Origin of the sequence: Marinomonas transparens, assembly GCF_016463975.1 — a bacterium.
GTDB classification, from domain to species: domain Bacteria; phylum Pseudomonadota; class Gammaproteobacteria; order Pseudomonadales; family Marinomonadaceae; genus Marinomonas; species Marinomonas transparens.
The window spans coordinates 207979-222536 of record NZ_JAEMNX010000002.1 but is presented as its reverse complement, the minus strand read 5'-3'; the positions used below and the strand labels follow the sequence as shown (position 1 = coordinate 222536).

Genomic DNA, 14558 nt, shown 5'->3' with positions numbered 1-14558 from the left:
ACATTATTAATTCATTTAGATAGGAATAACATTATGAATGCAGGTACTCAATGTGCTTTTCAAAATCTTGAAGCAAAAAAGACAGTTATTCTTGGGATAAACAATAATGAGGATGCAAGTGCTGTACTGTTGGTTGGTGGAAAACTAGTTGCTGCTGTTCAGGAGGAAAGGTTTTCTCGCAATAAGCTCAAGAAATGTTGGCCAATAGAAAGTATAAACTATGTGCTTAATCACGCTGGGGTGACGCTAAACGAAGTTGATATTGTTGCATATGGAGTCGCTGGTGAATTCTCGACATACGATATCTTTCCTCGTTACGCTGCTCGTATTCGAACAGAAAATGATGCTGTAGCAATCGAATCAATTTGTCGTCGAATTGAAGAAGAGGTATTAATCGACAGTGATACGTCAGCAGAATTTATTTCGTTTATTGATAAGTACGGGCTAACTGGCAAAGTTTTTAGGATGTCACACCATGAAAGCCATGGTGTTGGTGCTTATGCCTTTTCGCCCTTTAAAGATTCATTAGTGCTAACAAGTGATGGACGAGGGGATTTTGAATCTTTGTGTATATATAAGGTTCTCAATGGAAAGGTTGACAAGATCCACAGTGAACTCACAATAGATTCTATAGGATATTTTTATAGCATTATCACTGTTCTTCTTGGCTATAGTCCTTATCGTCATGAAGGGAAGGTTACAGGCTTAGCTGCACATGGTGACCCGAAAGTTTGTATTTCTCTGATGAAAAAAATGATTGATGTTATCGATGGTCGTGTTAAATCCCAATGCGGGAAATTCTATAACCCATCAATGAATAGTCTTAATGAATTGAGCTCTGAGTTAATAAATGAAGCATCACAGTATTCCCCAGAAGACATAGCCGCTGCTGCGCAAGCACATCTGGAGAATATGGTATGTTCTGTATTGCAGCAATATCTTGATCCAGACTTGCCAACTAATGTTTGCTTGAGTGGTGGAACTTTTGGAAATGTTCTGCTCAATCAAAAAATCTTTCAAATGGACGGAGTTGATAGTGTTTATGTCGTTCCATTCATGGGAGATGGCGGTCAATCGGCTTGTTCAGCTGGAGCAGCTTACTTCTCTCTTTTTAATGAAAAGCCCGCATATGAATCGCTCTTTTTAGGGCCATGGGCAAATGAAGCGGAATCACTTTCATATGTGTTAGAAAGTCTGCCGTTGTCTATTTATTGTCAAAAGGTCAGTACACCCGCACTAGAAATAGTGAAGCTACTGAAAAAAGATAATGTAGTCGCAATAGTCAAGGGGAGAATGGAGTTTGGACCAAGGTCGCTTTGTAATCGGAGTATTATTTACCATGCAGTCGATCCGACTGTAAATGATTGGCTTAATGAGCGCCTCAACAGGACTGAGTTTATGCCATTTGCTCCAGTAACGGCTTTTTCTTTAGCCCCAAAGTGTTATTTGAACTGGAGTGCTAACAATCTAAATTCATATAATATGACTATGACATTCGATTGTACCGAATTTATGCAATCACAATGTCCCGCTGCAGTACATATAGACGGTACTGCACGACCACAAATTATTTCGGCCAATGGTGATAGCTTGATGTTTGAACTTTTGACGGAATGGTTTAAAGAAACAGGCCAGCCTAGCTTAATTAATACATCTTACAATCGCCATGAAGAACCTATTGTTTGTAATATCAGGGAAGCGTTATCACCTCTAGTTGATGGAGTAGTCGATGCAGTTTTGCTTAATGAAGAATATCTTTTGACTAGAACGGAGAAAATATTATGAATTTTGATATATGGGTAGCATTTGTGGTGACGTATGCGGTGATTTGCCTTTTACCCGGACCAAGTGTGTTTATGGCTATTGCTCAATCAATATCGAAGGGTTTTTATCCCGCATTTTTGTGTATTCTTGGTGACGTTGTGGGTGGGTTTGTCGTAATGACGCTTTCTTATGTGGGCGTCGGCGCCATTCTTGCTGCTTCGTATGAGGCTTTCTTGATTCTAAAATGGATGGGTGTCGGCTATATGGCCTATTTGGGCGTCACTGCGTTGAGACATGCAAAAGGTCTTACTGAAATTACAGATAGTTTCAATCAAGCGGATAGCCTTTATTGGGAAAGTATCCGAGCTGGTTTCTTTACGGGTCTTCTTAACCCAAAAGCCATATTGTTCTATGTCGCTTTCCTTGCCCAGTTTGTTGACCCAAATCGTGAGCCAGTTCTGCAGTACGTTATTTTAAGCTTATCGGCCTCATTCGTTGTCATCCTTGTTTTATCGGGATATGCCTTGATTGGAACGAAAGCACGCGTGCTTTTTTCAAGCCTTTTAGCGAGAAAGTGTCTTGGTTTTTTGAGTGGTTTTTTATTCCTCTGTGGCAGTGCTTGGATTGCAGTAACACGTTGAAGTTTTGGGCAGACGTTAGTGCCGAGTAAGAATGTTATTTTTCTTTGACTACTACATAAGCCATTTTTATCGAGATAACCGCCTCGGCAGCTCGGATGGAGCAGCACATTACCAACCTTCATGCTTACATCAATCACCAGTTTATGGATAGTTAAAGGGCGTTGTTAACTCATAAGGGAAGCGATGAAAGAATGGCCTTACCGACTGGTGAGGTCATTTTTTTTGATTATTGACGAACAGATTAAATGAAACAATTACTGTGTAACATTAATTCTAATCAGACGAGAGTTGTAAGGCTTAGGAGTCGCTTAAGAATAGGCTGGTATTCTTAAAAAATATGCTCTAATCAGGCAAAAACGTAGCAATATTTATGGAAAAATTGCATAGTTGCTATGTTACATCTTGTAATGCTGATAGCAGCTTAAGCTGATGTTTTAGTAATAGTAAATACTTTTAATCATTCAAATTGGATAAGGGTTATCGATGTTACGGTCTTTAAAATTTCAAATATACATGCTTACTTTGTTGCCATTACTTATTGCGGGTGTGCTATCGGCGATTGGGATGCTCACGGCCATTCAAGTCGTGCAGGAAAAAACCACACAGACGATTTCTCATTCTGTTTTAGGTGTTGAAAAAAAAGGTTTAATGGCTGTGATGGACTCGGTGAGAACACTCGTCGAACCCTATGCAAAGCAGCCTAATAAAGAAGGCCTGCCTGAAGCGTTAAAGCTTTTGAACTCAATAAAATTCAATGGTGGTCAAGGTTATATATTTTCTTTTACCTCTGATGGCACCATGCTTCAACATGGCGTAAGTAACAAAATAGTGGGATCAAATATTATTGATCGTACCGATGCGAAAGGTAAGTTTTTCTTCAAAGAACTTGTTAAAGCGGCAAAAAATGGCACTCATTTCGTCGAATACTATCATCTCAAACCGGGTGCTAAAGAGCCTTCCCTAAAATACGCTTATTCCTTATACATTCCTGAGTGGGATCTAGTGATCAGTGCGGGTATTTATCTAGATGAGACACAAAAAATAGTCGATACGATAAAAGCAGAGATTAATGACTCTAAGAATTCGATACTGATTCAAAATATAGTGATTACTATTGTTGTTATGCTGCTTATTATCCTGCTGGTTTCTTTCGCTGTGGCGATACTCTATCGGTCGCTTAATACACTGCGTCTTTCGGTCGCCGACCTTGCGAATGGTAATGGCGATTTAACTGTAGAGTTACCCTATAGCTATATCGATTTAATTGATGAGATATCGAAAAACTTTAATCGTTTCCTTGCTTCTCTTAACTCTGATATCACGCATTTAAAATCGACAACCCAAGAGTTAAACCAGATTGCAAAAACGTCTTCAGAGCATCAGTTACTGTTGGTCGAGTCTGTTAACACTCAAAAAGATGGCGCTTTACAGGTGGCTGCCGCAGTAGATGAAATGTCCTCTACTGCCAGTGACATCGCTAATAATGCTGAGGTTACTCGCTCATCTGCCGAGTCTGCTAATACACAAACCAAAGATGTCCTTAATCAAGTGGAAACATCGAATGAGCAACTTGAGAACCTCAACACATTGATGACTGATGTTGAGAAGTCTATAAATGAATTAGGACAAAATGTAGAAGATATTAATTCTGCCTTAAGTGTGATCCAAAGTATCTCTGAACAAACCAACCTACTGGCACTGAACGCCGCCATTGAAGCCGCACGAGCTGGGGAACAAGGTCGAGGTTTTGCTGTTGTCGCCGATGAAGTGAGAACGCTTGCCCAGCGCAGCCAAGAGAGTACCGTTGAAATCAGTGGTATTTTAGATAAGTTGCAAGCCAGTGCTGCGAATACTGTTAGCGACATGGAACGTTCTGGCGTGCAACGCAACAAAGTGCTTGAGGCTATGTCAAATATTCGTGCGCTCATCAGTAGTAGCACTGAATCCATTGAGGGTCTGACTCTGTTGAACATTCAGGTTGCGACCGCCGCAACAGAACAATCTGCGGTTGCCGATGAGATTGCGAAGAACATCAATGGCATTGTTGTACAGGCTGATAACATTAGTTCTGGCGCAGAAAAAGCGTCTGAGCAAATGTCTGGTCTGGAGAAGCAGTCTCAGCTTATTGAAAATATAACGAGTAAATTTAAGGTGTAATAATAACTCCCCTCCGTAACAGAGTCTTTGTGCGGAGGGGATTCTGCTTTCAGGCTTATGAGTCTCCTCTAATAATATTAACTAATTGTTATTTATGAAAATAAATAACATGCCTCAGACTCTACCCCTATTAAACCCCAAGATACTTTAATGTCCGAGTGGCTATTATTTAATAGTGCTACGCAGGGATCTAGTAATAAAAAGGATGAATACTATGCTTATAAATAGAAAGTGGTTATGTACCGCATTTGGGATTGCTTTAACAATGTCGCCTCTTGTGACGCAGGCAAAGGTCACTAATTTTAGCGTTACCAACACCATCAGCCCTGTTTTTGAGGGTACCCGTTTTGGTGACGTAGGCGCCTATGAACGTATTGATGCGATTGCTGAACTTGCGATTGACCCGAACTCAACGCGGGGGAAAAAAATTGTCGATCTGGAATATGCTCCCGTAGGGAAAGACGGACTTGTTCATTACTCAACTAAGGTGTCGGTGCTGCGTCCAATAGATCCAGCAAAAGCGAATGGCACTGTATTTTATGAAGTGTTAAACCGAGGAAGAAACTTGTCTCTCGCTTTATTAAATAGGGCAAGCAGCCTTGGTATGCCTGAAACAGCTCAAGACGCGGGAGATGGCTTCTTGATGGACAATGGCTACACCCTTGTATGGAGCGGTTGGCAAACTGATTTGCCCGAGAATAAACTCAAACTGAATGCCCCTGTACTGCCTTCTGTTACTGGTCTTTCACGAGAAGAATTTATATTCGATAAAGCCGATCCGGTTGTCACTGCCAATCTAACCTATCCGGCGCTGGATATGGACAGTAAAAATGCCACGCTGACCGTGCGGCAGAACGCAGATGACCCGCGCTCCACCGTGGCCGGTTTATCCTTTAAATACCTGTCGCCTACGCAAATCGAGATTACCCGCCCCGAGGGCTTTGATAACGGCGCCATTTATGAATTCATCTATAGGGCGAAAAACGCCGTTCCCGCAGGACTGGCCTTTGCCGCCACTGCGGATGTGGTGAGCTTCTTGCGCGGTTCCAAGGGCCATGATGTGGTATCGCCATTGAAAAATATCGATAACAGCATCGGCCTTGGTCTTTCACAATCTGGGCGTTTTTTGCGCGATTTCATCTACCAAGGCTTCAATGCCGATGAGTTCAGTACTAAGGTGTTTGATGGGGTGATTACTCACATTGCTGGGTCCCGTAAGACCTATACGAATTATCGTTTTGCCAAAGTAGGCCGTTACTCTCGCCAACATGAAGACCATGATGTGCAAGGTGATCAATTTCCCTTTAGCTATGCCTCGTCAACTGACCCTTTGACGGGTCGTACCGATGGCATTTTAAAAGCATGTCGTATCAGTAATACTTGCCCTAAAATCATGCAAACGGATACCTCGACAGAGTTTTGGCAAGCAAGGGCAGCCCTAATGTCTACTGCGCCAGACGGCACCGAGATTAAGGTTCCAGACGAGGTTCGTTTGTACTTCTTGACTGGTGCACCACACTTTAATGTTTGGGGAGCGGTTAGTAAAACCGATGACGTATGCCAATACCCAACCAATCCTATCAGTGCTACACCGGTGATGCGGGCGTTAACAAGTGCAATGCAGGACTGGACAACCAATGGAACTAAGCCTCCTGCTAGCCAGTATCCAAATATTCGTGATGGCAGCCTTGTTGCCTTGTCTGAACTGCATCTACCTAACAGGATGAGCGACGACATGCCTGTTTATAATGTGCTTAAAGTAATGGATCACAGTGTTATCCCTCCTGTTGCGGGTAAAGCCTACCCCGTACTTGTGCCGCAGCTTGATGCAGATGGTATTGCCATGGGAGGCGTAAAGGTGCCTCGTGTCGCTGCACCCTTAGGAACCTATTGGGGTTGGAACTTGCGCAATGAAGGTTATGCCAAAGGTAACCTTTGTGGTTTGAAGGGCTCTTTTATTGCCTTTGCAAAAGAAAAAGGCGCGATAGAGGCCGATACACGTACCTCGATATCTGAACGTTATGGCGATGTGGAAGGCTATGTGAAAGTGGTTAAAGCGAAAGTGAAAAGCCTAGTTGATCATGGTTTTATGTTACCGGGTGATATGGACTTTGTGGTTCAACAGGCTAAAAAAGACTTTGAAAACCTTTAATAAGTCTATTAGGTGTCAGGTTAGTATAAAGCCTGACACTGCCATTTTTAATTCATTAAGTAATAGTTTTTCCATGAGTATTATTAAAAATAATACTCACCACTGATTTGTTTTGAAGAAGGTGACATTCCTGCGAAGTCGACACAAGTTTTAATAGGGAATGTCATTTTTTGATTGCTTAAAGATAAGTTATTGGCTGTGACAATCATCTCGCTTATAGCGATTTGCATTCGAAATCAGAGGGCGACTTTAGCGTCACCCTCTAATAAGTGGATAACGCTTATTGATACTTTTCTTTAAATTCCATTTTTAACCCCAATGCCGTTTCTTTTTTAAAGCCATTCCAATAGGTGTGTTCTGCTGTTGGGTTGCCTTCTGAATCCAGTGCATAAACACCGTTATTAGCATTTTCGATCAGGTCAAAATAGGATGACATGCCTAAATCTCCTTTCGTATGTAACCCCATGAAGGCGGTAATAAAATGCTGAGAAATATTATTCATACGTACATTGTCCCAAACCACATCATTGTAATGTTGAAACCCCTCACTGGTTAAATTCCATGCCTCTTTTGGTGCTGGCATAGGTGCGGCTGCTGAGTGTTCTGCATTCTCAAAGGTCAATAAATAGCGGTCAGTATTAACGCTTTCTTCGAATATGGCTTTGACGCCATTTTCATAACCTGATGTGGAATCAGCGGATCCCGCCATATACAGCATAGGCACTGATACACCTGATAAGCCTTCTTTATCCCAGAGTCCTAATTCTTTGCCCCAAGGACCAATCGAAACGATTGCCTTTAAACGTGGGTCAGGAAAAGCTTGATAAGCCTTGTTGTCAGCCGTATACATGGCCAGCAAACCGCCTGTAAAGTCCACTCCCACTTGAGAAACGGCACCACCGGCAGAAACCACTGCGCCGTATCCGCCCATTGAATAGCCAATTAAGCCAGTGTTTTGAGTGTCTATTAGGCCTGATAAAAAGTGATTTGGTTGCTCCATTGCATTCAATACAAACATTTGGTCAAGGGGGCGATTCACTAAGGTACTGACAAAAGCGTTTTGATCTCGATAGGTGCTGTCTGTGTGATCAATTGATACCACCACATAACCTTTAGAGGCCAGGTTTTCTGCAATTGGAGTCAATAAAAATCGATTACCAGGGTAACCATGAGAAATGATAATGAGCGGGTAAGGGCCAGAGTAATTTGCTGGGGGCGCATTACGTTTTGCTTTACCTGATAGGCTTACCTTGGTTGTACCATCAAATAAATACACGTTGTTATAGGCGCTGTCTTTATGATGGTGTGGTTTTTTGTCGTTTCGGTATTTTCCATAGGCTGACTTTCTATCGTTATATTTTCCGTAGTCAGATCTATAGGATTTATCAGCCGCTGGATACCAGATTTCTACGGTTAATGGTCTATCGTATATAGGTAATGAGCCATCCTTAGGATTTGGACCTTCAGTACTTAGAGTAACCACATCTATTTGGTTTGGATTAATAAGATTAAGTGTTCTTACACCAATAGAATACTCACCGTAAGGCGCTAGTGCGGGAGCATCGGGAAGGACTTGATCGATCGGGTTGTCAGCCATGGCAGTCATACTGATCAGGCAACTGATAAATATACTATTTCTTAAGCTGTTTTTCATTTTTATTTCCTACTGCAATATTTAAATGATATTAGGCCGAAATGTTTTTATATCGACAGTGGGAATATAACAAAAATACCTCTGTGTTTTATTTATATTTAATAAGTATTTTAATTGAATTATCTCAATTATCTCAATTATCTCAATTATCTTTATTTAAATTGTTTATTGTTCATATTTCTTCTTCGCAGTAGTAACTTTTTCTAGATATTTTTGAGATTCTGATTTTGGGTGGTTATATCTAAGTTTTTTATAAACATTGCTGGTTGATGTTTTATTTATCTTCTCCATTGCTATTGTTCTGTTGGCATCAAAGGTTTTTAACACATTTCCCGTGCCGCCGTTATAGGCGGAAATCATTGAGTATTCTTGACTGACTTTATTGGCGACTTTAACTAGGTATCGAGTTTTTAGAATATGCAGGTAAGCGCTACCGATATCTATGTTATTTTCAGGAGAGAAGAGCACTTCTTTTGTTGGTTGCCCCGATTTTTTCTTTACTAGGTTGTAAACATCTTTACCCGCCGTAGCAGGCACAACTTGCATTAAACCATAGGCATTGGCAGGGCTAACAGCATAAGGGTTAAAAGAACTTTCTGTTTCAATTATGCCATAGATGAGCGCTGGTGATAGGTCGTAACGTTTAGCGGCAGCAATGACATATTGGCTGTACTTTTCTTGGCGAAGGTGTTCGTGCTGTTCCACCAGTTTGAATTCAACGGCGTAAACTGTTTTTCCATTTTCTTGGCTTTTTTGCAGTTTATTGCTGACTAGATAATTTGAGTAACGTTCTGCACGCCAGCGATATTGTACTAACTTGCCATCATGGTCCATCACTTGTGGGTATAAAAAAGGGACGCCTTCGATATTGGGCGCCGAACTGGAAAAAATATCGGTTTTGCTCGGGTCTGCTGTGGTGAGTAGGGTGGTTGTGACGGCTTTTTTTAGGGCATCAAGAGGTGAGTCTGTGGTTAAGGTCTCGACACGAACTAAGCCTTTGTCAAAATCAACAATGGTTCTGGCTTGGTAGTTGTTAGTGTATTTCACGTACTTTTTCTTATCAGGGAGTTCGCTATTCTCTTTGCCCCATTTTTCATCTACTTTTTTGTTAAGTTTTTCATATAACGCTTTAATCGCTTTAAAGTCTGCCGTGATTAGTTTTTTGCTGGTTTTAGCTTGTTTCGCGATGGCTTTGACATCGTCAATATTGTCGGCATTTTGTATCTGTTCTGATAACAGCTTAATTGAGGTGAGTGAGTCGAATGATTGGCAGCCGCTTAATGTTAGTAGTAGAAAACCCATAGATATAAGGGCGAATTTCGGAACAATATTTTTTAACATTCAATGGTTACTCATATAAATAATCGATATGAAACACGTGCACTGTTGTTTAAGCATGTTAGCCGAAAGGGGCGTCTGTATTTTGTAAAATTATACAGCAATGTAATTTTAATTTAACAGGACGGGCATTTTTAACCTTGTTTCGTCTCTTTTGGGATTGATAAAGAGGGTAATTGAGCACAGGTTTTTGTTTGTGTTGGGCGGTGTGCTTTATTTATATGGCAGTGCTGTTTTTTTGTGTTGGATTCAAGGCTGCGTCATGGCCATTTCATTTGGCATCTGTTTATGCTTTCAAGCACGGTTAGCCATTACTTTGCGATATACTGTTACGACGCTTAGCCATCTTTAATGAACTTTTAAAGAGAGTCTACTTTTTAAATTGACCGCTTTATAGGCCATTTATGACTATTGAATTAAAGAATTTGCCTGAACAGGAGGTTGCTTGTTCGAATTGTCAGGCTTGTTGTTGTCGTTTAGAAGTGATGATTATTAGCGATACTGGCGTACCAGAAAAGCATATATCAGTAGATGAATGGGGAGGTGAAACCATGTTACGGCTAGGTGATGGTTGGTGCTCCGCGGTAGATAGAGACACTTACATGTGTACTATATATGAGAAGCGTCCTTGGATTTGTCGTGAGTTTGAGATGGGCTCCTATGAATGCATTGATGAGTTTAATCAGGCGTAACTTTCTCCCTAATTCTATTGTTCAGTGAAGGAATCATTATGAAAGCCACTTTTTTAGGTTTTAACCCTGAATACGCTGAAGCAGCTCCTACTTTTGAGGAAGTGAGCCAATTATCTGGTGTGGCGCTACTCGAGTTTGGTGCGCCTTGGTGTGGGTATTGTCAGGCGGCTAGGCCAGCGATAGAAGAGGTATTAAATGGTGCTTCGGAACTTTCCCATATCAAGGTCTACGATGGTAAAGGCAAGCGCTTGGGTCGAGCTTTTAAGGTGAAGCTGTGGCTGACCCTGATTCTTTTGCGTGATGGTCAGGAAGTGGAGCGTCTTGTACGACCAGTTGGTTCAGACGAAGTACGTCAGTTAGTGTCTTTCTAAAAGCCTTTTTACACTGCCTTTAAAAAACGATCATCAAAATATACACCAATAAAAAAGACCGCCGAATGGCAGTCTTTCTCAAAAGTTGTTTTATTCTAAAAGCTTAAACGATAGATGATTGGCTTTTATTGAATAGGCCGCTGTCTTTTTTGCGAGCAAAGAAGATGATGATAGCAAAGACGAATAATAGAGCAGCAGGAATAAAGTTCGCTTGGTCATATACTGCGTGATAGTACATAGCGCCAATCATGATTAAAGCTAGGCCTGCAGCAGCTAGAGAACTAAGTTTCTTGATAAAAAGGCCAATGGCACCAGAAATTTCACATACACCAATGAAGTAGCCAAAGAACACTGGTAAGCCAAGTGTTGCGAATGATTGATGCATCATTGGAACGCCCATTAATTTGCCAACGCCGCCAGCAATAAAGGCTAGAGCAGTTAGTGCCATGATGGCCCAAAGGCCGTATTTTTTAAATTTATCCATAATAAGTTACCTGTTTCGTTTGTTTCGTTTGTTTAGTTGATATGGGCTAGTATAGAGCAAAGAGACTTAATTAAAATTGATTGTATTTCATAAAGAGTATAGCTTTTTGTTATGTTTTTAATGGATGTTTTATAGGGCGCAGGTAGGTCATGACATTAGAGCAATTGAAAATGCTAAAGGCCGTGATTCAAGAGGGGTCATTGCAGGGGGCGAGTAATAGACTGTTTAAGACTCAGCCAGCCATCAGTAAGGGCTTGCAGCAGCTAGAATCAGGTTTAGGAATTGCTATATTGGATCGTTCTGGGTATAAGCTGAAGCTTACTCAACAGGGAGAGCTTATTTATCAAAAAGCTCTCATGCTGCTTGAGCAAAGCGATCAACTTAGTCAAATGGCGAAGCATTATAAAACGGGCTCTGAAGCGAAAGTCGTGATCGCCGTAGATGCCATGTTTGATTTGGAAAAACTGGTGCCCATATTTGAACACATTCAAAATGAGTTTCCTCAAACTCAAGTCATATTGAAGCAAGAGTTTGTAACGGGAGGAATTGACTCGGTGGTCAATAATAAAGCGCAACTTGCTATATCCGCTGCAGAAGCAAGCTTTTTGAATACATTTAAGTTGGTGACCCAGCATATATACACGCAAAGTATTATTAATGTTGCTGCGCCTAAGATGTTAGCCAGACATAAAGACTTGGTCGAATCTTCTCAGTTAAGGGATGAATATCAAATTATCGTTCAGGATACAGGTAACTTAACGAAAGGTGTGGAGCTTGATGTACAGCAAGGCCAAAGGAAGTGGTACGTGAATGATTACCACAGTAAGCGGACTTTATGTTTAAGTGGAATCGGTTGGGGGCGCTTGCCATATTTTATGGTGAAAGAAGACATTGAAATGGGGAGGTTGGTTCCGATTAGCCTTAATGACACGAAAACGGAGATAGAAGTCAAAAGTTATGTGATGAAACCAAAAGGTCAGGTATTAGGGCCCGTTGCTAATAAGTTGTGGGATCAAATTAGTCTGTTAGAGCATTAGTATCAGGCTTTGATGTCGATTAAGCGGCCGATGCTTTTATTGGCAGCATCAATTACTTTGGCATTGGCTTGTGCTTCTAGTTTGCTACTGTTGGCCTCTATTAGTCCATCTTGAATCTCAGAGCCAGAGTTACTTTTCTCAATAGATTGTTGCTGCCCTATTGTTTGAGTTGAGGCATCGGCGATTTTTCGACTTGCTTGGTCGAGTTTGTTCTGACTATTTTGTAAGCCAGTTTGACCATGAAGAAATGAGGAAGCGTTAATTTGCATCGTGCCAACCTTGGTTAAAAATAACCTTATTTTAAGTGTAGATAATAAGTAAGAGGTTATATTTTAGACATAAATAATACTGTTGTCAGCAAAACTGTGTCTTTCCAAGGTTGAACAATTGAGCAATGTCTATTGTATGGAATCCCCTTAGATGAATAAAAACAGGGACTTGTATGAAAAATAATGTGATTTTGAATCTTTTTAGTGTGTTTTTTGGGGCTTTATTTGCTTCTTTTGTTGTTGCTGCTGAAGCGATAAATAACGCCAATGCCGCTGCTTTTTATGCTGCCATAGAGTCTAATAATACCTTGTCATCATCTGTCGGTACCAAGGTGGAGTCGTTAAGTGCAACCTTGCTAGAAACACCTTATGGTGACGGGAGTTTGGGAGAGGGCGAGAACGGGTTATATGATAAAGACCCTTTAATTCGTTTTGATGTTTTTGATTGTACCACTTACGTAGAAGCCGTACTTGCAGGGGCGATATCGACTTCGATTGATGACTTTATGCCGAACCTTATGGCATTGCGCTATCGCGATGGCAAGGTGTCGTTTATGGCTCGTAATCATTTCCCAAGTGCCGATTGGATTCCTAACAATCAGGGGTTGTTAACCGATATCACTAAGGTCGTTGCGGGTGGTGCCATGATGGTAGGAGAAACCGTTATTGACAAAGCTGCTTGGTATCAAAAAATGGGCAAAGACCGCCTTAAATGCGATGACGAATCTTCTGCTGATTGTGATGGATTATTGAGTAAATTACATGCTGAAGGAAAGGCTTTTTCTCCGCAAACTGCGACTATCGATTATGTTCCTCTAGGTGCAGTATATTTAGATATAAAAGAAGATAAATGGGCTGGTATAAATCAAGCCTTGTTGGACCGTATTCCGACGGGAAGTATTATTAATATGGTTCGCCCTGATTGGCAGTTAACGAAATGGATTGGTACTAATATGAACGTATCTCATCAATCGATTGCGATTCGTAAAGACGGACGCTTATATCTGCGCCACGCTAGCTTGACCCATAAGAAGGTGACGGATGAGGATTTTATTGAGTACTTTTCAACGTACTTGGCTGGTTCTTCCTTAAAAGGTTTTAATGTTCAGATGTTGAATCAATAGCGACGAGTATGTTGTCTTTTTAAGTGAATAGTTTGTTGTCCTTTCAAATGAATAATGGCGCTATGTAGCGCCATTATTGTCTGCAGAGTTGGGTTTTCTACGGCCGCGCTTTCTAAAATTAGTATTGAAATGTTGCAGATGTAAGTCTAATGCGTCGCACGAAATTCTAATTTCTCTCACCGATAAAAATAGAGAATACATCAGGAAAATGAGGCTGCCTCCGAAGATATAGCTGCCGACTTGTTGATATTCCAAATAGATGGCCATCATAGACATAACGCAAAGAAAAAAACTGATGACGCCAGCTTCCTGCATTCGTCGTATTAGGTAAATACGTTGTCTTAAATTAGTGATTTGCTCAGTAGTATTGTCGTTTTCCAACTTTGGGTCAAAAGTACGAATAATGGAAGCTAGAGTGACGAATCGATTGGTGTAAGCCAGCAGTAGTAAGGAAACCGCGGGGAATAGCATAGCAGGCGTGGTTAGAGTAATGATCATAATTAGCCTTTTGATAGAAGGTAAGTGTTAATGTCTGTGTCTCTTTATATTACTGTTTTAATCGTCTTAGTATTGCTTTTTCGTCTCATAGCTTTGATGGAATATACATGCTGTATGAGATGCATTCCTTTTTTGATCTATTCTATTTTCCAATTTTAAGTAATTTAAATTTTTTAAGTTATTGTCTTATAAGTAAATATAAAGATATTTTATGTTTTAATGAAAATAAAAGAAACGTCGACTTGATTATTTTGAAATTGCGTTTTACTTTTATATTACCCATTTGTGTTTTATGGGCCACCGCTTAGTTGTATTTAAGAACAGAATGTTGCTTTGAGATGATAGACAACATGATAGGACATCATTACGGATAAATA

The 14558-nt window shown here is 40.7% G+C and carries 13 protein-coding genes; 8 read left to right on the top strand and 5 right to left on the bottom strand.

Annotation, left to right across the window (positions count from 1 at the left end):
* Positions 1 to 33: 33 nt before the first annotated feature.
* The 4 genes from I8J31_RS03445 to I8J31_RS03430 all read left to right on the top strand — a co-directional run bounded on the left by I8J31_RS03445 (position 34) and on the right by I8J31_RS03430 (position 6714).
* Positions 34 to 1785 (top strand): carbamoyltransferase C-terminal domain-containing protein, encoded by a 1752-nt coding sequence (locus tag I8J31_RS03445; protein WP_199466902.1) that lies wholly within the window; start codon positions 34 to 36, stop codon positions 1783 to 1785.
* Positions 1782 to 2405 carry a LysE family translocator gene (locus I8J31_RS03440; protein ID WP_199466901.1) on the top strand — a complete coding sequence of 208 codons (624 nt, stop codon included), beginning with the start codon at positions 1782 to 1784 and terminating at the stop codon, positions 2403 to 2405. The genes I8J31_RS03445 and I8J31_RS03440 overlap by 4 nt, the downstream gene beginning before the upstream one ends.
* 483 nt (positions 2406 to 2888) lie before the next feature.
* A complete protein-coding gene (locus I8J31_RS03435) occupies positions 2889 to 4562 on the top strand; it encodes a methyl-accepting chemotaxis protein (protein ID WP_199466900.1) in 1674 nt (557 codons plus the stop codon).
* A 214-nt stretch (positions 4563 to 4776) separates the two neighbouring features.
* Entirely contained in the window at positions 4777 to 6714 is a 1938-nt protein-coding gene (locus I8J31_RS03430) for an alpha/beta hydrolase domain-containing protein (RefSeq protein WP_233402562.1), read from the top strand.
* A gap of 280 nt (positions 6715 to 6994) precedes the next feature.
* Here I8J31_RS03430 and I8J31_RS03425 read toward each other — a convergent pair whose 3' ends face one another.
* Both I8J31_RS03425 and I8J31_RS03420 read right to left on the bottom strand, forming a co-directional pair.
* Positions 6995 to 8368 carry an alpha/beta hydrolase family protein gene (locus I8J31_RS03425; protein ID WP_199466898.1) on the bottom strand — a complete coding sequence of 458 codons (1374 nt, stop codon included), beginning with the start codon at positions 8366 to 8368 and terminating at the stop codon, positions 6995 to 6997.
* Between the two features lie 165 nt (positions 8369 to 8533).
* Positions 8534 to 9709, bottom strand: coding sequence for a murein transglycosylase domain-containing protein (locus I8J31_RS03420; RefSeq protein ID WP_199466897.1), 1176 nt, complete (start codon positions 9707 to 9709; stop codon positions 8534 to 8536).
* Between the two features lie 401 nt (positions 9710 to 10110).
* On the opposite strand from I8J31_RS03420, the gene I8J31_RS03415 reads away from it, so the two are divergent.
* Both I8J31_RS03415 and I8J31_RS03410 read left to right on the top strand, forming a co-directional pair.
* Positions 10111 to 10398 carry a YkgJ family cysteine cluster protein gene (locus I8J31_RS03415; protein WP_199466896.1) on the top strand — a complete coding sequence of 96 codons (288 nt, stop codon included), beginning with the start codon at positions 10111 to 10113 and terminating at the stop codon, positions 10396 to 10398.
* Positions 10399 to 10436: 38 nt separating this feature from the next.
* Positions 10437 to 10769 (top strand): thioredoxin family protein, encoded by a 333-nt coding sequence (locus I8J31_RS03410; RefSeq protein ID WP_199466895.1) that lies wholly within the window; start codon positions 10437 to 10439, stop codon positions 10767 to 10769.
* A 103-nt stretch (positions 10770 to 10872) separates the two neighbouring features.
* On the opposite strand, the gene I8J31_RS03405 is transcribed toward I8J31_RS03410, so the two are convergent.
* A complete protein-coding gene (locus I8J31_RS03405; RefSeq protein ID WP_199466894.1) occupies positions 10873 to 11253 on the bottom strand; it encodes a DoxX family protein in 381 nt (126 codons plus the stop codon).
* 149 nt (positions 11254 to 11402) lie between these two features.
* Between I8J31_RS03405 and I8J31_RS03400 the strand changes: the two genes are divergently transcribed.
* Positions 11403 to 12290: a LysR family transcriptional regulator gene (locus I8J31_RS03400; protein ID WP_199466893.1), complete on the top strand. Its 888-nt coding sequence runs from the start codon at positions 11403 to 11405 to the stop codon at positions 12288 to 12290.
* 2 nt (positions 12291 to 12292) lie between these two features.
* Here I8J31_RS03400 and I8J31_RS03395 read toward each other — a convergent pair whose 3' ends face one another.
* A complete protein-coding gene (locus tag I8J31_RS03395; RefSeq protein WP_199466892.1) occupies positions 12293 to 12559 on the bottom strand; it encodes a hypothetical protein in 267 nt (88 codons plus the stop codon).
* 173 nt (positions 12560 to 12732) lie between these two features.
* Here I8J31_RS03395 and I8J31_RS03390 point away from each other — a divergent pair, with 173 nt between their 5' ends.
* Entirely contained in the window at positions 12733 to 13683 is a 951-nt protein-coding gene (locus tag I8J31_RS03390; protein WP_199466891.1) for an N-acetylmuramoyl-L-alanine amidase-like domain-containing protein, read from the top strand.
* A 60-nt stretch (positions 13684 to 13743) separates the two neighbouring features.
* Here I8J31_RS03390 and I8J31_RS03385 read toward each other — a convergent pair whose 3' ends face one another.
* A complete protein-coding gene (locus I8J31_RS03385; protein ID WP_199466890.1) occupies positions 13744 to 14181 on the bottom strand; it encodes a DUF2721 domain-containing protein in 438 nt (145 codons plus the stop codon).
* Positions 14182 to 14558 lie beyond the last annotated feature (377 nt).